General features: G+C 67.4%; 18 protein-coding genes and 1 pseudogene. 10 read left to right on the top strand and 9 right to left on the bottom strand.

All coding sequences use genetic code 11. The features are described 5' to 3' along the window. Positions 1–33: 33 nt before the first annotated feature. Positions 34–603: pseudogene (locus P6281_RS12715) on the top strand (hypothetical protein); the annotation flags it as partial. A 136-nt stretch (positions 604–739) separates the two neighbouring features. Then, positions 740–1,702 (top strand): FAD-dependent oxidoreductase, encoded by a 963-nt coding sequence (locus P6281_RS12720; RefSeq protein ID WP_036459048.1) that lies wholly within the window; start codon positions 740–742, stop codon positions 1,700–1,702. Between the two features lie 2 nt (positions 1,703–1,704). On the opposite strand, the gene P6281_RS12725 is transcribed toward P6281_RS12720, so the two are convergent. Beyond that, positions 1,705–2,094 (bottom strand): phage holin family protein, encoded by a 390-nt coding sequence (locus P6281_RS12725; protein WP_008256813.1) that lies wholly within the window; start codon positions 2,092–2,094, stop codon positions 1,705–1,707. 214 nt (positions 2,095–2,308) lie between these two features. On the opposite strand from P6281_RS12725, the gene P6281_RS12730 reads away from it, so the two are divergent. Beyond that, complete coding sequence (locus P6281_RS12730) at positions 2,309–3,703, top strand: HNH endonuclease signature motif containing protein (RefSeq protein ID WP_324738917.1); 1,395 nt, start codon at positions 2,309–2,311, stop codon at positions 3,701–3,703. A 72-nt stretch (positions 3,704–3,775) separates the two neighbouring features. Here the strand turns inward: P6281_RS12730 and P6281_RS12735 are convergent, their stop codons facing one another. Then, positions 3,776–4,843: an amidohydrolase family protein gene (locus tag P6281_RS12735; RefSeq protein ID WP_064892902.1), complete on the bottom strand. Its 1,068-nt coding sequence runs from the start codon at positions 4,841–4,843 to the stop codon at positions 3,776–3,778. Between P6281_RS12735 and P6281_RS12740 the strand changes: the two genes are divergently transcribed. Beyond that, positions 4,842–6,194, top strand: coding sequence for an MFS transporter (locus P6281_RS12740; protein WP_225325294.1), 1,353 nt, complete (start codon positions 4,842–4,844; stop codon positions 6,192–6,194). The two genes, P6281_RS12735 and P6281_RS12740, sit on opposite strands and share 2 nt — an antisense overlap. Before the next feature lie 3 nt (positions 6,195–6,197). Here P6281_RS12740 and P6281_RS12745 read toward each other — a convergent pair whose 3' ends face one another. Further along, on the bottom strand, positions 6,198–7,493 hold the full coding sequence (locus tag P6281_RS12745; RefSeq protein ID WP_014382581.1) for a competence/damage-inducible protein A: 1,296 nt from the start codon (positions 7,491–7,493) through the stop codon (positions 6,198–6,200). 34 nt (positions 7,494–7,527) lie between these two features. Here P6281_RS12745 and P6281_RS12750 point away from each other — a divergent pair, with 34 nt between their 5' ends. After that, positions 7,528–8,022, top strand: coding sequence for a macro domain-containing protein (locus tag P6281_RS12750; protein WP_179293464.1), 495 nt, complete (start codon positions 7,528–7,530; stop codon positions 8,020–8,022). Here the strand turns inward: P6281_RS12750 and P6281_RS12755 are convergent. Then, positions 8,019–8,324: an MTH1187 family thiamine-binding protein gene (locus P6281_RS12755; protein ID WP_014382583.1), complete on the bottom strand. Its 306-nt coding sequence runs from the start codon at positions 8,322–8,324 to the stop codon at positions 8,019–8,021. The two genes, P6281_RS12750 and P6281_RS12755, sit on opposite strands and share 4 nt — an antisense overlap. Before the next feature lie 52 nt (positions 8,325–8,376). On the opposite strand from P6281_RS12755, the gene dtd reads away from it, so the two are divergent. Continuing rightward, positions 8,377–8,808, top strand: coding sequence for a D-aminoacyl-tRNA deacylase (gene dtd, locus P6281_RS12760; RefSeq protein WP_009956813.1), 432 nt, complete (start codon positions 8,377–8,379; stop codon positions 8,806–8,808). Between the two features lie 16 nt (positions 8,809–8,824). After that, a complete protein-coding gene (locus P6281_RS12765; RefSeq protein ID WP_014384716.1) occupies positions 8,825–9,736 on the top strand; it encodes a class I SAM-dependent methyltransferase in 912 nt (303 codons plus the stop codon). Positions 9,737–9,740: 4 nt separating this feature from the next. On the opposite strand, the gene P6281_RS12770 is transcribed toward P6281_RS12765, so the two are convergent. Both P6281_RS12770 and P6281_RS12775 read right to left on the bottom strand, forming a co-directional pair. After that, entirely contained in the window at positions 9,741–10,766 is a 1,026-nt protein-coding gene (locus P6281_RS12770) for an alcohol dehydrogenase catalytic domain-containing protein (protein WP_014384717.1), read from the bottom strand. Positions 10,767–10,776: 10 nt separating this feature from the next. Continuing rightward, a complete protein-coding gene (locus tag P6281_RS12775; protein WP_014384718.1) occupies positions 10,777–12,726 on the bottom strand; it encodes a flavin-containing monooxygenase in 1,950 nt (649 codons plus the stop codon). A gap of 252 nt (positions 12,727–12,978) precedes the next feature. Between P6281_RS12775 and P6281_RS12780 the strand changes: the two genes are divergently transcribed. Then, positions 12,979–14,109, top strand: a complete 1,131-nt coding sequence (locus tag P6281_RS12780) for a nitronate monooxygenase (RefSeq protein WP_014384719.1) — start codon at positions 12,979–12,981, stop codon at positions 14,107–14,109. A gap of 26 nt (positions 14,110–14,135) precedes the next feature. Here P6281_RS12780 and P6281_RS12785 read toward each other — a convergent pair whose 3' ends face one another. The 3 genes from P6281_RS12785 to P6281_RS12795 form a co-directional block, all read right to left on the bottom strand. Further along, on the bottom strand, positions 14,136–14,357 hold the full coding sequence (locus P6281_RS12785) for an Rv1893 family protein (protein WP_008256834.1): 222 nt from the start codon (positions 14,355–14,357) through the stop codon (positions 14,136–14,138). A 77-nt stretch (positions 14,358–14,434) separates the two neighbouring features. After that, the gene (locus P6281_RS12790) at positions 14,435–14,725 is read right to left on the bottom strand and encodes a hypothetical protein (protein WP_008256835.1); all 291 of its coding nucleotides are present in this window, start codon (positions 14,723–14,725) and stop codon (positions 14,435–14,437) included. 11 nt (positions 14,726–14,736) lie between these two features. Next, complete coding sequence (locus P6281_RS12795) at positions 14,737–15,141, bottom strand: hypothetical protein (RefSeq protein WP_008256836.1); 405 nt, start codon at positions 15,139–15,141, stop codon at positions 14,737–14,739. 245 nt (positions 15,142–15,386) lie between these two features. On the opposite strand from P6281_RS12795, the gene P6281_RS12800 reads away from it, so the two are divergent. Further along, on the top strand, positions 15,387–16,673 hold the full coding sequence (locus P6281_RS12800; protein WP_014382588.1) for a cytochrome P450: 1,287 nt from the start codon (positions 15,387–15,389) through the stop codon (positions 16,671–16,673). Between the two features lie 9 nt (positions 16,674–16,682). Next, the gene (locus P6281_RS12805) at positions 16,683–17,696 is read left to right on the top strand and encodes an alcohol dehydrogenase (RefSeq protein WP_014382589.1); all 1,014 of its coding nucleotides are present in this window, start codon (positions 16,683–16,685) and stop codon (positions 17,694–17,696) included. Positions 17,697–17,700: the final 4 nt, after the last annotated feature.

Raw genomic sequence — 17,700 nt, forward strand, 5'->3', positions numbered from 1 at the left:
ATTTCTATGGGTGGAGTAGCTACTGCGGCGCGACTGGCCGCCGCGGGTTTGATGGTCGCGGGGTTGGCCACTTCGACGGTCGTTGCCAGCGCCGATCCGGACGAGACACGGGGGCCCGCCCCGGGCCCGGCCGCGTCGCCGGCACCGGCACCAGCGCCTTCGGCGGCACCCGCACCGGCCGCGTCGCCGGCACCGGCACCAGCGCCTTCGGCAGCACCCGCACCGGCCGCGTCGCCCGGGGCTTCGCCGGCACCCGCCCCGCCGGGGCCGAAGACCAGCATCGACAAGGACGGCATTTACGCCGTGGGGACCGACATCGTCCCGGGTATCTACAGCTCCGGTGGTCCCGTCGGCAACGGCACGTGCTACTGGAAACGGACCGGAAACCCCGACGGCGCGCTCATCGACAACGCCATGACCAAGAAGGCGCAGGTCGTGCAGATCGACCCGGGTGACAAAGCCTTCAAGACCTCGGGCTGCCAACCCTGGCAGCTGACCCCGGACGCCGTTCCGCCGTCACAAACGCCGCCCGCGGGCGTGCAGGGCACGCTCGGCATCCTCAACGGTCTGTTGGGCGGAAACGCACAGCGGCCCCCGCAACCGTCGCCCGCTCCGCAAGCGCCCGCACCTGCACCGGCGCCGGCCTCGCAAGCGCCGGCGGCCCCGCAAGCCCCGGCGGCCGCGCCCGCAACTCCGGTAGCCCCACAAGCCGCGCATTCCTGATCGGCCCGCCGGCGCCGTGGCCAGTACGCACCAGATCGTCGTGGTAGGGGCTGGCGTCAGCGGGTTGACGTCGGCCATCTGCCTGGCCGAGGCGGGCTGGCCGGTGCGGGTCTGGGCGGACACGATGCCCAAGCGAACGACTTCGGCGGTGGCGGGCGCCGTGTGGGCGCCCCCGCGGCCCGCGGAACGCGCCGGCGATACGCTGCGCTGGACCGAGCACTCTCTAGAGGTGTTCCGTGATCTCGCCCGCGATCCCGACTCGGGTGTGTTGCTGGCGCCGGCGCTGGCCGTCGGCGAGTTGATCGCGACCGAGGCGATGTCATCGGCGGCCGCGCTGATCCCCGACCTGCGGCCCGCCGACCCGGCCGACGTTCCGCCGGGTTTCGGCACCGGATTTCGCGCCACCGTGCCGATGATCGACATGCCGCACTACCTCGACTATCTGACCCGGCGGCTCGCGGCGGCCGGCTGCGAGATCGAAGAACACCCCGTTCGATCCCTGGCCGAGGCCGCCGACACCGCTGACATCGTCGTCAACTGCACTGGTCTCGCCGCGGGCGCGCTCATCGACGACCACACCGTGCGGCCGCTCTTCGGCCAGCACGTGGTGCTGACCAATCCCGGTCTGCAGCAACTGTTTCTGGAATTGAACGACGGCCCCGAGTGGACCTGTTTCTTCCCGCATCCACAACGGGTGGTGTGCGGCGGAATCAGCATCCCCGGTCGCTGGGACACGACCGCGGAACCCGACGTGACCGAACGCATCCTGCAGCGCTGCCGACGAATCGAGCCGCGACTCGGTGACGCCGAGGTGATCGAGGTCATCACCGGACTGCGCCCCGACCGTCCGTCGGTGCGCGTGGAGGCCGAACCGCTCGGGCGGGCGCGTTGCATCCACAACTACGGTCACAGCAGCAACGGCGTCACCCTGTCCTGGGGCTGCGCGCGCGACGTGGTGGCCCTGGCCGACGGCCCATGATCTCAGGCGCCGGTGCGGCGAATTATCAACGACAGCAACCAACTGACGATCGACAAGACGATCGCCGCCCAGATGGCGGTCCACCAAAAGTGGTCGATCTGCAGCCCCCAGTGCGTGGTGTGCTCGGTGATCCACGCCGTGATCCAGAGCATCAAAGCATTGATGACGACATGGAACAGACCGAGCGTCACGATGTAGAGCGGGATCGACAGGATCTGGACGATCGGCTTGATAAATGCGTTGACCAGACCGAAGATCACGGCGACGACGAAGATGATGCCGACCCGTTCCAGCCTCGTGCTGCCGCCCACGAAACTCAGGCCGTGCACGAAAAGGGTGACGATCCACAACGCAAAGCCGGTCAGCGCGGCGCGCACCAAAAATGGGCCCATGCGCCTAGATCCTGCCATCCGGTCGGCCGGGAAGGTAAGCAAATCGGCGCGGGTGAGTTCTGACCGGGTGACCGGCTTCGTCCGTCGGCTCTCGCGCATACACGCGGGCGCGGTTTCGGATATCGGAAACGGATATTGAATTCCCTTGTGTCACTGTGGTTTCTGTGGTCACAAGGCGGGGTTTTGTGTCGGTGGGCCTCGATAGTTTGACGGTATGAGTTCGGGCGGCATCATCGATCGGGACGCGATCAGCGCGGCCTTCGACGCGCTTGATGCCGCGATCGAGGGCCTGGCGGGGCTGAGTTTTGATGCGCTGGCTCCTCGGGAGTGCCTGGCGCTGTTGGAGCGCTGCGAAAGGGCGCGCCGCCGGCTGCCGGTGGCTGAGCATGCGTTGATCAATCACCTGGCCCGCCAAGCCAGCATCCACGAACTCGGCGGCCCGCTGGATCAGGCGATCGCCGACCGGCTGCGGATCAGCCACACCGAGGCCGCCCGGCGGGTCAAAGACGCCGCCGATCTGGGCCCGCGCCACGGCCTGACCGGTGAACCCTTGCCCCCGGTGTTGGCCGCCACCGCCGCCGCCCAGGCCCGCGGTGAACTCGGCGCCGCCCATGTGGCGGTGATCCGCCGATTCTTTCACCGCCTGCCCGGCTGGATCGACCCGGCCACCCGCGAGCGCGTCGAAGCCGACCTGGCCGGTCACGCCGCCTATCACCGGCCCGACGAACTCGACGGCCTGGCCCACGTCCTGGAAGATTGCCTCAATCCCGACGGCCTTTTCACCGATGAGGACCGGGCCCGTAGCCGCGGGGTGACCCTGGGCCGCCAACAAGCCGACGGCATGTCGGAGTTGCGGGGCCTGATCACCCCCGAACTACGCGCCACCTTCGAGGCCGTGGAAGCCAAACTCGGCACCCCGGGCATGTGCAACCCGCTCGACGACACCCCGTGTGTCGATGGCACGCCCAGCCAAGAGGCCATCGACCGTGATACCCGCTCGGCTGCTCAGCGCGGCCACGATGCCCTGCTGGCCGGGCTGCGCGGGCTGTTGGCCTCCGGGGAGTTGGGTCAGCACAACGGGTTACCGGCCTCCATCATCGTCACCACCACCCTGGCCGAGTTGGAGGCCGCCGCCGGGCGAGCCCTGACCGGCGGGGGCACCATCCTGCCGATGAGTGAGGTGATCCGCCTCGGCCGCCACGCCCATCACTACCTCGCGATTTTCGATAAGGGCAAGGCCCTGGCGCTCTATCACACCAAGCGGCTGGCTTCCCCGGGGCAGCGAATCGTGTTGTACGCCAAGGACCGCGGCTGCACCGCCCCGGGCTGCACCGTCTCGGGCTACTACTGCGAAGTCCACCACACCACCGACTACAGCAAGTGTCACAGCACCGACATCAACCAGCTCACCTTCGCCTGCGGCCCACACCACCGCATGCTCAACCCCGGCGGCTGGACCACCCGCAAAAACACCCGCGGCGACACCGAATGGAAACCACCACCCCACCTCGAGCGCGGCCAACCCCGCACCAACACCTACCACCACCCCCAAAAACTCCTCCACCACGAACACGACGACGACGAAACCGACAATCCCGGCGCCGCATAACACTTCACGATCGCCGCTAGCTCCGATGGCGCCGACCCGCTTCGCCCGGCTGCGCCGCGCTCGCGATCGCCGCTAGTTCAGGTTGTAGAAGCGCTGCGCGTTGCGCCCACCGATCTTCTCGCGGGCCTCCTCGCTGATATCGGCGCGAGTGCGCAGGTGCTTGGTGCTTTCTGGCCACTCGCCGTCCCAGTGCGGATAGTCGCTGGCGAACATGATGAAATCGGCGCCCAGCACGTCGATCACCCCGGGCAGAATCGGCTCCTCCGGTTCACACGTCACCCAGATGTTTCCGGCGGCCAGATACTCGTGCGGATCGCGACGCCAGCCGCGCTCCACCCAGTCGCCACGCTTCTCGTAATGCTCGTGCAGCCGATCGATAAAAAACGGAACCCAGCCCGCGCCCGCCTCGAGGAAGGCCACCCGCAACTCCGGATGGCGCTCGAAGACGCCGCCGGAAACCATCGCGGTCATCGCCGTCATCTGGTCAAACGGAAAGCTGATGCAGTGCACCTGAATGTAATTCGTGAAACGGTCTACCCCGATCTTGGGCAGATGAATGCCGGGCGCCCCATGCACCCCCAGCGGCATCCCGAGTTCGACGGCGGCGGCATAGAACGGGTCGAGGTCGGGGTGGTCGAGGTTGCGTGTCTTGAGCGCCGGCGGCACCAAAGTCGCCACCAGCCCAAGGTCTTTGGCTTCGGTCATGACATCGATCGCCAGCCGGCCATGTTCTATCGGAGTCACCGCGACGCCGCGGAGCCGCCCGTTCGAAGCGGCGCAGTAATCGGCGATCCACTCGTTGTAGAGGCGAGCGAATCCGGCCGCGAATTCGGGATCCTCGAGACTCGGCGCGCACAGGCCAAGGCTGGGATAGAGCACCATCGTGTCGATGTGATCGCGGTCGGCGTCACCCAGCACGCCTTCGGCCGACCGGCAGTTGATATCGGCCGCGCTACTGATCCCGTGTTCGGGCGGGCAGCCCGCGCCCGGACCGCGGTCCTCGGGGTAGTTGCGTCCTTCGAGGGTCAACCCGAGCCGCCCATGCCTGCCGGGTCTGACGTGGTCCGGCCACCGCTTGATCGCTTCGACTGCCAGTGACGAATTTTCGGCGACATGGCCGTCGGCATCGATGATCCGCATGCATCCGGAACTTACTCCCGCACGACGGGCGGCGAAACAGGTCGCGCCGACGCGCTCGGTACGCCACGATGCTGACGTGACCACACAGAGCCCTCGACAGAAGTTGACCGCCGACCAGCGAAACTCCTTCATCGCCGCCCTGTTGGGCTGGACGATGGACGCCTTCGACTACTTCATCGTGGTGCTCGTCTACGCCGACATCGCAAAGACGTTCCACCACAGCAAGGCCGAGGTCGCGTTCGTCACCACCGCCACCCTGATCATGCGTCCCGTCGGCGCGTTGCTGTTCGGGCTGTGGGCCGACCGCGTCGGCCGTCGGCTCCCCCTGATGGTCGACGTCATGTTCTACTCCGTGGTCGGGTTCCTGTGCGCGTTCGCACCCAACTTCACGGTGCTCGTGATCCTGCGCCTGCTGTACGGCATCGGCATGGGCGGGGAATGGGGGCTCGGTGCCGCGCTGGCCATGGAGAAGGTTCCGGTCCAGCGACGCGGATTTTTCTCCGGGCTGCTGCAGGAGGGTTACGCGTTCGGCTACCTGCTGGCCAGCGTGGCCGCACTGGTGGTGATGGATTGGCTCGAGCTCTCGTGGCGCTGGTTGTTCGGCCTGAGCATCGTTCCCGCACTGATCAGCTTGATCATTCGCTACCGGGTGGAGGAATCCGAGGTGTGGGAGGCCGCCCAAGACCGGATGAGGCTCACCAGCACCAGAATCCGCGACGTGCTGCGCAGCGGCGCGATCATCCGGCGCTTCATCTACCTGGCGTTGCTGATGACGGCCTTCAACTGGATGAGCCACGGCACGCAGGACGTCTACCCCACCTTCCTCGGCGCGCACGCCAACCAGGGGGCCGGGTTGTCGAGCACGACGGTCAGGTGGATCGTGGTGGCCTACAACGTCGGCGCCATCATCGGAGGGCTCGTCTTCGGAACGCTGTCGCAACGACTGAGCAGGCGCTACACGGTCGTCTTCTGTGCGGTTCTGGCGCTGCCGATCGTGCCGCTGTTCGCATACTCACGCGGCGCGGCCATGCTGTGCCTGGGCTCGTTCTTGATGCAGCTCTTCGTGCAGGGCGCGTGGGGCGTGATTCCCGCCCACCTCACGGAGATGTCGCCGGACGCCATCCGCGGCCTCTACCCCGGTGTGACCTACCAACTCGGAAACCTGTTGGCGGCGTTCAACTTACCGATTCAGGAACGTCTCGCCGAATCCCATGGCTACCCGTTCGCCTTGGCGGCCACGATCGTGCCGGTGCTGGCCGCCGTGGTGGTCCTGACGCTGATCGGAAAGGACGCGACGGGAATCCGCTTCGGCACGACGGAAAGTTCTTTTCTCGCAACGGAAGCGACGTAAAAGCTAGTCGGCGTCGGCCAGCAGGCGCCGCAGCAGGTGCATGGCCACCGTCGTCGAGCGTTCCCGGATATCGGACCGGTTGCCCGGAAGGCGCAGGGTGCGAGTGTCCGTGCGACCGCCCGCCACCTTCACGCTGAAGCAGACCGTCCCGACCGGCTTGTCTTCCGTGCCCCCGCCCGGTCCGGCGATCCCGGTGATCGCGACCGCGGTGTCGGCGCCGAAGCGTTGCAGCGCGCCCGCGGCCATGGCCTCGGCCACCGGCTCCGATACCGCGCCGTGCACCTCGATCAGCGCCGGGTCGACGCCGAGCACCTCCGCTTTCGCCTCGTTCGAATAGGACACCACCCCGCCGGCCACGTAGTCCGACGATCCGGGCCGATCGGTCAGCCGCGCCGCCAGCAGTCCCGCGGTGCACGACTCCGCCGTCGCGATCCGGTGCCCGGTGAGAAGCTGCGCGACCAGATCGTCGACACGCGAGCCGTCTTCGGAGTACAGCTGATGCCCGTGCCTCTCGCGCAGCAGCTTCGTCAGTTGCGTGTACGCGTCGGCGGAGTCCGGCTCGTAGCGGGTGACCATTTCGATCTCCCCGCGCCGCAGGCAGGTGGTGATCTCGAGGCGGTCGAAGCCGGGCACGGTCTTTTCGGCGTCGCGCAGCGTCTCGGCCAGCCCCGACTCGGGCAGCCCGAACATCCGCAACATCTCCTGCCGATAAATGGTCCGGCCGGCGATCGCGTCCTGCGCCGCCGGTGTCTGGATGGCCGTGTGCCACATCGGCTGCAGCTCGCGCGGGGGTCCCGGGAGCACGATCACCGCGGGCTTGCCCGGCACCACGACACCCGGTGCGGTGCCGACCGGATCGAGCACCTGCGCCCCGGCCGGGACCATGGCCTGCTTGCGGTTGGCGGCGCGCAGCGACTCGAAAGTGCCGGGGTCCAAGGCGGATTGGAACGCGGGATTGCGCCCCATCAGCTTCTTGAGGATGTTCGCGATCTTCTCTTCGACCTCGGCATCCAACACCAGCTCGCGCCCGCAGAAGCGCGCCACCACCTCGACGGTCATGTCGTCGGCCGTGGGCCCCAGGCCGCCGCTGGTGACGATCAGGTCCACGCCTTGATCGGCGAGAAACCGCAGCTGGGCTTCGATGTCGGCGGGCCGGTCGCCGCAGATCGTGATGTGCGCGAGCTCGACGCCCAGCTCCAGGAGGCGATCGGCGATCCAGGGGCCGTTGGCGTCTTGGACGCGTCCGGTGAGGACCTCGGTTCCGGTGACAACGATGCCTGCACGTGCGCTCACCGCCATGAGCCTACGCATGGGCCTGCGGGACAATGAGCCGATGATCGAGTTAGAGGTGCTTGCGGCCGACGTGACCAAGCTCGACGTGGACGCGATCGCCAACGCCGCCAACACGCAGCTGCGGCACGGTGGCGGCGTCGCCGCGGCCATCTCGCGCGCGGGCGGGCCCGACGTGCAGCGCGAATCGACCGAGAAGGCGCCGATCGGGCTCGGCGAAGCGATCGAGACCACCGCCGGCGACATGCCCGCGCGCTACGTCATCCACGCGGCGACCATGGAACTCGGTGGGCCGACCTCGGCCGAGATCATCGGCGCCGCCACGGCTTCGACATTGCGCAAGGCCGACGAGCTCGGCTGCCGCACGCTGGGGCTGGTGGCCTTCGGCACCGGTGTCGGCGGGTTCCCGCTCGACCAGGCCGCCCGGCTGATGGTCGACACCGTCCGGCGGCACCAGCCGGACTCGCTGCGCAAGGTGGTGTTCGCCGTGCACGGCGACGCGGCGGAGCAAGCGTTTCGGGCCGCGCTGCGGGCCTAGCTCTCGGAAAGGTAGCGCTCGACGGAGGCAACCTTCTGCGTCATCGCGTCGCTGGCCCCGGTGCGCCAATCGGCCTTGATCACCGTGCTCACCCGCGGCGCCCGGGCCGCCACGGCCTCGACGGCGCGCTGCACCACCGCCATGACCTGCTCCCACGTGTCGCCCTCGATCACCGTGAACATCGAGTCGGTCTTGTTGGGCAGGCCGGACTCGCGAACCACCCGAACCGCCTCGGCGACGATCTCGCCGACACCCTCGCCCACCCCCATCGGGGTGACGGAAAACGCGACGAGCACGGACACCCTGTCGAGCGTACCCACCCCCGCCCCGGCCGGTCTGGCACCATCGAGGCCCATGCGGGTGTTGGTGCAACGGGTCTCGTCGGCGACGGTGACGGTCGACGGCGCGGTGGTGGGAGCGATCCGGCCGGATGGCCAGGGGCTGTTGGCATTCGTCGGCGTCACCCACACCGACGATCGCGACAAGGCCCGCCGGCTCGCCGAAAAGCTCTGGAACCTAAGGATTCTCGCCGAGGAGCGGTCCGCGGCCGACGCAAGAGCCCCCATCCTGGTCATCAGTCAGTTCACCCTGTACGCCGACACCGCCAAGGGCCGCCGCCCGTCGTGGAATGCGGCCGCCCCCGGGCCGGTGGCCGAGCCGCTGGTGGCGGAGTTCGCCGCGACGCTGCAGCGGCTGGGCGCCGAGGTACAGACCGGGGTATTCGGAGCGAACATGCAGGTCGAGTTGGTCAACGACGGCCCGGTCACGGTGCTGCTCGAACTCTGAAGGGTACGTTGGCCCCGTGGGCACGACACCTGAATTCGGATCGCTCCGCTCCGACGACGACAACTGGGACATCGTCAGCAGCGTCGGCTACACCGCGCTGCTCGTGGCGGGATGGCGTGCCTTGCACGCCGTGGGCCCGCAGCCGCTGGTGCGCGACGAATACGCGAAGGTCTTCATCGCCGCCTCGCGGGACCCGTATCTGGCGGGGGTGCTTGCGAACCCGGGCAGCACCGAGGACGAGACGGCCTTTCCGCGGCTGTATGGCGTGCAGACCCGGTTCTTCGACGACTTCTTCGTCGGCGCCGGCCAGGCGGGCATACGCCAGGCGGTGATCGTCGCCGCCGGCCTGGATTCGCGGGCGTTCCGCCTTGAATGGCCCAACGGCACAAGGGTCTTCGAGGTCGACTTGCCGAAGGTCCTCGAGTTCAAGGCGCGTGTGCTCGACGAGCAGGGTGCCGCGCCGAAGGCGAACCGGATCGAGGTCGCCGCCGATCTGCGCACCGACTGGTCGCGGCCCTTGGAGGCGGCCGGGTTCGACGTCGAGAGCCCGAGCGCCTGGTCGGTGGAGGGGTTGCTGCCCTACCTGACCGACGAGGCGCAACACGCGCTGTTCACCCGGATCAGCGGGCTCAGCGCGCCGGGTAGCCGGATCGCGATCGGCGCGCTGGGGTCGCGGCTGGACCACGACCAGCTCCACGCCTTGGAGGCGGATCACCCGGGGGTCAACGTGTCTGGCAACGTTGACTTTTCGGCTCTGACGTATGAACCGCAGTCCGATCCCGCGGAGTGGCTGACCGCGCACGGGTGGGCCGTCGAACCCGTCCGCAACACGCTCGATTTGCAAGCCGGTTACGGCATGACCCCACCGGAGGTCGACGTCAAGATCGACAGTTTCATGCGGTCCCAATACATCACCGCCACCCGGTGAAGGCCTAGGGCTGCAGCAGGATCTTCACATCGTCGCCGGAGCGCGATTCCGCGGTCGCATAGCCCTTGGCCGCGTCGTCCAAAGGCATTGTCGTGGTGAAGATGCCGTCGACATCGAGGCGGCCGGACTGCAGCAGCGGGATCAATTCCGGCCAGGTTCGCTGCACCGGCGCGGTGGTCATCCGCAACGTGATGCTGCGGATCAGGCAGCCCAGCGCGTTGAGCGGGAACGGATTCATGTCGTGCACACCGACGACCGAGACGGTTCCGCCCGCCCGGACGGCGTTGAGCGCCTCGGTCAGGGATGCGTCGGTGGCGACGGCGTCGATCACCGCATCGACGCCGCGGCCGCCGGTGGCGGCAAGGATCTCCTCGAGCGCCGGCGCCTTGACGGGTGTCGCCCCCCACCGCGTGGCGCGCTGTAACCGGCCGTCGACCTGATCGACGGCGAAAACCGTTGCCGCGCCCTGAAAAAGCGCGCTGCGCAGCGAGCACAGGCCGACCGCTCCGAGGCCGATCACCGCCACGGTCCCGCCGAACGGAATGTCGGCGCGCTGCGCCGCGGCCCAGCCGGTGGCGAGATTGTCGGTGAGTAGCAGCGCCTGCTCGGTGCTGATGCCCTCGGGCATCTTCAGGAGCTGGAAATCGGCGGCGGGCACCGCGAGCAGATCGGCCTGCGCGCCACCGAGCACTCCGCCGCCGAAGATCTGAAAGCCGGAGTGGCACATGACCGGATCGCGGCTGGCGCACCCCGCGCACGCGCCGCAGCCGGCGACCGACGACACCATGACCTGATCGCCGACCTTGACGTTGCGCACCTGCGGCCCGGCGTCCACCACCGTGCCGATGGCTTCGTGGCCGAGGGCGATGGGATCGGGCATCGGGAAGTCGGCCTCGTAGAAGTGCAGATCCGAGCCGCAGATTCCGGCGGCGGTCACCTCGACGATCGCTCCGTCCGGGCCCGGCAGCGTTGGGTCGGGGCGGGTGTCGACCCGGATGCTGCGGGGCCCATCGACGACTACCGTGCGCATATCGGTGTGCTCACTTCCCTTGTCGCGCTTGATCTTTCTGGCGCACTACAAATTGTGACCAGTCTGGTTCACGCACCGCCGACCAGTACTCGTTGAGGCGCCACGGGCTGACGGTGTGAATCTCGCCGTCGGCGTTCTTGAAATACGAGTGCTTGACCGCCGGGTGTGACCACACCATCTTCTTGATCTGGGTCTGCGTCCGCCGGTGCCAGTCCGTAGCGGCGTCAAGTTTCGGCTCGACCGAATGCACATCGGCCTCGGCCAGGCGCGCCAGGCATTGGTCGATGTAGCGCATCTGCAGTTCGGACTGGAAGATCAGGCTGCCCCCGTGGGCCAGGTGGGTTCCGGGCCCGTAGACGATGAAGAAGTTCGGGAACTGCGGGACGGTGATCCCGAGGTAGGCATACGGCCTGCTCCCCCACATCTTGTGCAGGTCGACGCCGTTGCGGCCGGTGATCTTCAGCGGCCACAGCACGTCGGTGTGCCGGAACCCCGTTGCGTAGACGATGACGTCGACGTCGTGCGCCACTCCGTCTTCGGTGACGATGCCCTGCGGCGTGATCCGGTCGATCGGTGTGCGCACCAACTCGACGTTGTCGCGCTGCAGCGTTTTCAGCCAGCTGCCGTTGTCCTGCAGCGTGCGCTTGCCGCAGGCGGGATAGTCCGGCAACACCTTGGCCAACAACGGCGAGTCTTCGCCGACCTGGCTGGTGATCCACTGGGAGAACATCATGTGCGCGCCGGCGTTGATGTCGCTGACGGCGTGGTCCTGATCGGCGTAGTTCGGGTCGCCCTCGGCGGCGTCGAGGCCCTTGTCCGAGCCGGGCCATAGCACCAGGAAGCGATACCACCGGCCGTAGAACGGCAGGTGGCGCATCGCCCAGCGCACACCGTCGCCGACCTCGTCGTGATACATCGGGTTCGGGAACATCCACTGCGCGGTCCGCTGGAACACCGTCAGGCGCTCGACCTCCTCGGCGATGGCGGGCGCGATCTGGAACCCGCTGGCGCCTGCGCCGACGAGCGCGACCCGCTTGCCTTTGAGGTCCACCGAGTGATCCCAGGCCGCCGAGTGAAACGACGGGCCCCGGAAAGTCTGTGCTCCGGCGAATTCGGGAATGTTGGGCCTGTTCAGCTGGCCCACCGCCGTGATGAGCGCGCGTGCGCGCAGGGTCGACCTGCGGCCGTCGGCCGATCGCAGCGACACGGTCCAGGTGCCGTCGTCGTCGTCCCATTCGGCCGCGAGAACCTCGGTCTGCCAACGTATCCGGTCGGCCAGGTCGTGTTCGTCGATGACCTTGGTGAAATAGTCCTGCAGCTCGTTTTGCTCGGCGAAGAAATGGGTCCAGTCGTTGTTGGGTTCGAAGCTGTAGCAATAGAAATGGTTCGCGACGTCGACACGGGCGCCGGGATAGCGGTTCTCCCACCATGTTCCGCCCGGGCCGGCGTTCTTCTCGACGATGGTGAACGGAATGTTGGCCTGCTTGAGGCGCACGCCGGCAAGGATGCCGGATTCGCCGCACCCGACGACCAGAACCGGAAGCTGCGCCGCGCGCTCTGCCGGCAACGCGGCCGGCCGCCGGGGGTCGACCCCGTCGAGGTCCAGTTCTTCGGAAACCAGGGACAGATAGTCGTCGGGAACGTGCTCACACGCCGCCCAATCCATCATTTCCCTGATGAGCTCCGGGCTCAGCGGCGCCGGTTCGGGGCAGCCGCGATCCCGATACTCGGTGATCACCGTCAGCGCCTCGGCGCGGGCCCGCGCCTTGTCCTCCTCCGACATGAACCCCTGGACCTCGTTGAGGAAGATGCCCATCTGCTTGTAGTCGCGGATGAATCGGGGGTCGCCGGTGATGTGGACGAGGGAGAGCAGCAGCGTCGGGATGCTGACATCCTCTAGGGCGGCGGCGATCTCGGGCGTGGACGTGGTGAAGGGATCGCCGGCGTAGCGGCTGCGCATCAAGCCGATCCTCTCGGTGGTTTGGAAGCCAATTACGCTACGCGTAGTTTCGTAATTGGCAGCACTACGCTACCCGGTCGCTCGGTGCGGGATCAAGGGATCAAAGGCGGTGGCAGGCCGAACGGCGTCGCGGCCCGCTCGGCGGCGACGGCCCGTAGTGATGGGGCGCAGCTCAGGACCCGCTGGCCACGTCAGTGACGTCCGTACTAAACTAGAACACGTTCCAATTCGGCGAGCATCCCAGGAGTTGTAATGCACACCCCTATTTGCGACGAACTCGGCATCGAGTTCCCGATCTTCGCCTTTACCCACTGCCGCGACGTCGTCGTGGCGGTCAGCAAGGCCGGGGGGTTCGGCGTGCTCGGGGCCGTCGGCTTCACGCCTGAGCAGCTCGAGATCGAGCTCAAATGGATCGACGAGAACATCGGCGACCACCCCTACGGCGTCGACATCGTCATCCCCAACAAGTACGAGGGCATGGACTCGCACCTGTCCGCGGAGGAGCTGGCCGAGACGCTGCGCAAGATGGTGCCCCAGGAGCACCTTGACTTCGGGAAGAAGATCCTCGCCGACCACGGCGTGCCGGTCGAGGACAGCGACGGCGACACCCTGCAGCTGCTCGGCTGGACCGAGGCGACGGCCACACCCCAGGTCGAGGTGGCGCTCAAGCACCCGAAGGTGAAGATGATCGCCAACGCGCTGGGCACCCCGCCGGCCGACATGATCAAGCACATCCACGAGGCCGGACTCAAGGTGGCCGCGCTGTGCGGCTCCCCCTCGCAGGCCCGCAAGCACGCGGACGCGGGCGTCGACATCATCATCGCGCAGGGCGGCGAGGCCGGCGGGCACTGCGGCGAGGTGGGCTCGATCGTGCTGTGGCCGCAGGTCGTCAAGGAGGTCGCCCCGGTTCCGGTGCTGGCCGCCGGCGGCATCGGCAGCGGCGAGCAGATCGCGGCCGCGCTGGCGCTGGGCGCACAGGGCGCGTGGACCGGATCGCAGTGGCTGATGGTCGAGGAATCCTCGAACACCCCGGTCCAGCAGGAGGCCTACGTCAAGGCGGGCAGCCGCGACACCGTCCGCAGCCGGTCGTTCACCGGCAAGCCGGCCCGCATGCTGCGCAACGACTGGACCGAGGCGTGGGAGGCCCCGGAGAACCCGAAGCCCCTCGGAATGCCGTTGCAATACATGGTGTCCGGCATGGCGGTTCGTGCCACGAACAGGTACCCGAACGAATCCGTCGATGTCGCGTTCAACCCGGTCGGTCAGGTCGTCGGGCAGTTTACCAAGGTGGAGAAGACGTCGACGGTCATCGAGCGCTGGGTGCAGGAGTACCTGGAAGCGACCAACAGGCTCGACGAGCTCAACGAGGCCGCCTCCGTCTGACGGCGGGGCTTGCCCGGCCGGCGGGGCTAGACGTCGTCGACGTCCTGCCGGCCGGTGAACACTTCCTTCGTCCGGTCCAGGGCGTACGTGCCGATGTCGATGGAATTCTGAACGATTCCGCTGGCACCGCCGGCAAGGTCACCCCGGATGATGTCGCTGGCGTGCTCGACGATGTCGGAGGCTTTCTCGACGGCGTTGGTCGCGATGTCCCTCGCCGCGTCGACCGCATCTTTGGGATTGAAGGCCACTCGAGTCTCCTTTGTCGCAGGTTCGTTGCCCTGAACTCTAGACGGGACGAGGCCCCATTTCTCGGCGGCGGTGGGCTTCAGTAGTGCACGAGGGTGCGCCAGTAGTCTTCGGGAATTTCGGCCCCCGAGCGCAGTATTCGGGCCAGACCGATGGCCATCGCGATGCCCAGCAGCCCCAACCACAGCCCTGCCACCGCGATGACGCCCCACAACACGGCGGTGACCGCGGGCCACGGCGAAAACACGGCCAGCACGGGCGCGAAGAAGAATCCGGTGCCGATGTACCACGCCGACCCCGCGCGATCCGAGGCCAGGACGAAACGCAGCCAGCGTGGCACGGGCGACGCGCCTTGCTCACCACGCTTCATCGTCGTACCGATCAGTCGGAGGGCGGGAAAAACCCTGCCCCGGTAAACCATCCGGGCTGCCATCCCTGCTCCCCCAGGCACAGCATGGGAAGCCCGTCCGGAGTCTGCGCCGCCGCCTGCGAGCCCGGGCATTTCGCGCCGGTCTGCTGGACCCCGTAGAGCGGATAGGAAGCGACCCAGTACCCGGTGGTGGCCGCCGGGAACTGGTTCGGCGGCGGGAAGTGACAGGCCTCGGCCTGGCCGCTGGGCCCTCGTCCGAAGATGAAGCGCTCGTAGTTGTCGCACGGGGCGCCCAGCGAAGCTTGATAATTCATGCCCGGGACGTCGCCGTCGTAATGCGGGTCGGCCGCCGCGCACGGCGCCATGCCGATCGTGATGCCCGCTATCGAAGCGGCGCTCAGCAATTCCCGAATCATGTTCCACCCCGCCTGTCGTCGCCGGTGACCTGCACCAAAGCATATCGGTCGAGCCGCGGGCCACAAGACGGTTTCGGCGCTCGGCCGCGATCCCCGCCGGCGCACGACCGTGGCCGACAAAGCGCACCCGCGGAACACGTTCCAATTCGCCCCCGACGATCTTGCGTCAATGCTTCCCAACCGTGGTCCGGCAATGGTTTCCTTGCACAAGGACGCCTAGACGACTTCGTATCGAGGAGTGCGCCATGTCAACCGTCGAGCCCAGCACCAAGCCGGTCCCCAATCTGCCTCCAGGCTTCGACTTCACCGATCCGGACATCCACGCCGAGCGATTGCCGGTCGAAGAACTGGCCGAGCTGCGCCGCACGGCGCCGATCTGGTGGAACGAACAACCGATCGGTGCCGGCGGGTTCGACGACGGCGGCTTCTGGGTGGTGTCCAAGCACAAGGACGTCAAAGAGGTCTCGCTGCGCAGTGACGTGTTCTCCAGCCTGCAGAAGACCGCGCTGCCGCGCTACAAGGACGGCACGGTCGGCGAGCAGATCGAGCGCGGCAAGTTCGTCCTGCTCAACATGGATGCGCCGCAGCACACCCGGCTGCGCAAGATCATTTCGCGGGCGTTTACGCCCCGGGCCATCGAGCGCCTGCGCGAAGACCTCGCCGAGCGGGCCCGCCACATCGTCGAGCAAGCGGCCGCCGAGGGCCGCGGCGACTTCGTCGAGCAGGTGTCGTGTGAACTGCCGCTGCAGGCCATCGCCGGGTTGATGGGTGTGCCGCAGGAAGAACGCAAGAAACTGTTCCACTGGTCCAACGAGATGGTCGGCGACCAGGACCCCGAATTCGCCAACAACGACGCCATCACCGCCTCGGTCGAACTCATCATGTACGGCATGCAGATGGCGGCCGAGCGGACGAAGAATCCGGGGGAAGACCTCGTCACCAAGCTGGTCCAGGCCGACATCGACGGGCACAAGCTTTCCGACGATGAATTCGGCTTTTTCGTGATCCTGTTGGCGGTGGCCGGAAACGAGACCACCCGCAACTCCATCACCCAGGGCATGATGGCCTTCACCGACTTTCCCGACCAATGGGAGCTGTTCAAGAAGGAGCGCCCCGGCACCGCCGCCGACGAGATCGTCCGGTGGGCCACCCCGGTCACCTCGTTTCAGCGCACCGCGCTCGAGGACTACGAACTGTCCGGTGTGCGGATCAAAAAGGGTCAGCGGGTCGTAATGGTCTACCGCTCAGCCAATTTCGACGAGGACGTCTTCGACGATCCGTTCACGTTCAACATCCTGCGCGATCCCAACCCGCACGTCGGGTTCGGCGGAACCGGCGCCCACTACTGCATCGGGGCGAACCTGGCACGCATGACGATCGACCTGATGTTCAACGCGATCGCCGACGGCATCCCCGACCTCGAGTCCATCGGCAAGCCCGAACGCCTGCGGTCGGGCTGGCTCAACGGGATCAAGCACTGGCAGGTGGACTACCACACCGATGGCAAAGCGAAAGCCCCTGCCGCGCACTAAGCTAAGCCGATGCCCAAACATCAAGCTGTCCGGATCCAGTCCGCAGGCGGCCCCCTAGAGCTGGCCGAAGTCGAAACCCAACCACCCGGCCGCGACGAGGTACGACTGACGGTCGGCGCGTGCGGGATCTGTGGCACCGACGCGCACTTCGTCAACGGGGGGTTCCCGGGCATCTCGTGGCCCCTGACGCCCGGACATGAGATCGCGGGCAAGGTCGCCGAAGTCGGTGACGGCGTGCAGGATTTCGCGATCGGCGATCGCGTCGCGGTCGGTTGGTTCGGCGGTTGCTGCTACCGCTGCGATCAATGCCGCAAGGGCCTCTTCATTCACTGCGCGAACGGGAAGGTGCCGAGCTGGCAGTATCCCGGCGGATACGCGGAATCGGTGACCGTCCCGGTGAGCGCCCTGGCCCGGATACCGGCCGAGCTCTCCGACGCCGAAGCCGCCCCCATGGGGTGTGCCGGCGTCACCACCTACAACGCGTTGCGTCACACGAAAGCCTTGCCCGGCGATCGCGTGGCGATACTGGGCGTCGGTGGCCTGGGCCACCTCGGCGTGCAGTTCGCCCGGGCGATGGGCTTCGAGACCATCGCGATCAACCGCGGCAGCGGCAAGGCCGATGACGCCCGGAAACTGGGCGCCCATCACTACATCGATTCCACCGCCAACGATCCCGCCGAAGCGCTGAAGGACTTGGGCGGCGCGACCGTCGTCCTGGCCACCGCGGGCAATTCGAAGGCGATGGCCGCCACCGTCGGCGGCATCGTCCCGCAAGGTGAACTGGTCACCATCGGCGTCACGCCCGAGCCGCTGCCGATCAGCCCCGTACAGCTGATCACCCCCGGCGTCAGCATCGTCGGGCATCCCTCCGGTACGGCCAAAGACGTCGAGGACACCATGCATTTCGCGGTCCTGTCCGGCGTTCGGGCGTGGATCGAGGAGTTACCGCTGGCGCAGGCGGCCGACGGCTATGCGGCGCTGGAGCAGGGGCGAGCGCATTACCGCACCGTCTTGACCATGTGACAGC

Source organism: Mycobacterium sp. 5-140-3-2 (assembly GCF_035666375.1).
In the GTDB taxonomy this organism is placed as follows: domain Bacteria; phylum Actinomycetota; class Actinomycetes; order Mycobacteriales; family Mycobacteriaceae; genus Mycobacterium; species Mycobacterium intracellulare.

Bases quoted from the DNA above. Each gene is read 5' to 3' on its own strand.
- P6281_RS12805 (WP_014382589.1), top strand. From the start codon at position 16,683: ATGCCCAAACATCAAGCTGTCCGGATCCAGTCCGCAGGCGGCCCCCTA.
- P6281_RS12725 (WP_008256813.1), bottom strand. From the start codon at position 2,094: ATGGGCCCATTTTTGGTGCGCGCCGCGCTGACCGGCTTTGCGTTGTGG.
- P6281_RS12750 (WP_179293464.1), top strand. From the start codon at position 7,528: ATGATCGAGTTAGAGGTGCTTGCGGCCGACGTGACCAAGCTCGACGTG.
- P6281_RS12730 (WP_324738917.1), top strand. From the start codon at position 2,309: ATGAGTTCGGGCGGCATCATCGATCGGGACGCGATCAGCGCGGCCTTC.
- P6281_RS12740 (WP_225325294.1), top strand. From the start codon at position 4,842: ATGCATCCGGAACTTACTCCCGCACGACGGGCGGCGAAACAGGTCGCG.
- P6281_RS12790 (WP_008256835.1), bottom strand. From the start codon at position 14,725: ATGAAGCGTGGTGAGCAAGGCGCGTCGCCCGTGCCACGCTGGCTGCGT.
- P6281_RS12745 (WP_014382581.1), bottom strand. From the start codon at position 7,493: ATGGCGGTGAGCGCACGTGCAGGCATCGTTGTCACCGGAACCGAGGTC.
- P6281_RS12735 (WP_064892902.1), bottom strand. From the start codon at position 4,843: ATGCGGATCATCGATGCCGACGGCCATGTCGCCGAAAATTCGTCACTG.
- P6281_RS12800 (WP_014382588.1), top strand. From the start codon at position 15,387: ATGTCAACCGTCGAGCCCAGCACCAAGCCGGTCCCCAATCTGCCTCCA.
- P6281_RS12780 (WP_014384719.1), top strand. From the start codon at position 12,979: ATGCACACCCCTATTTGCGACGAACTCGGCATCGAGTTCCCGATCTTC.
- dtd (WP_009956813.1), top strand. From the start codon at position 8,377: ATGCGGGTGTTGGTGCAACGGGTCTCGTCGGCGACGGTGACGGTCGAC.
- P6281_RS12770 (WP_014384717.1), bottom strand. From the start codon at position 10,766: ATGCGCACGGTAGTCGTCGATGGGCCCCGCAGCATCCGGGTCGACACC.
- P6281_RS12795 (WP_008256836.1), bottom strand. From the start codon at position 15,141: ATGATTCGGGAATTGCTGAGCGCCGCTTCGATAGCGGGCATCACGATC.
- P6281_RS12775 (WP_014384718.1), bottom strand. From the start codon at position 12,726: ATGCGCAGCCGCTACGCCGGCGATCCCTTCACCACGTCCACGCCCGAG.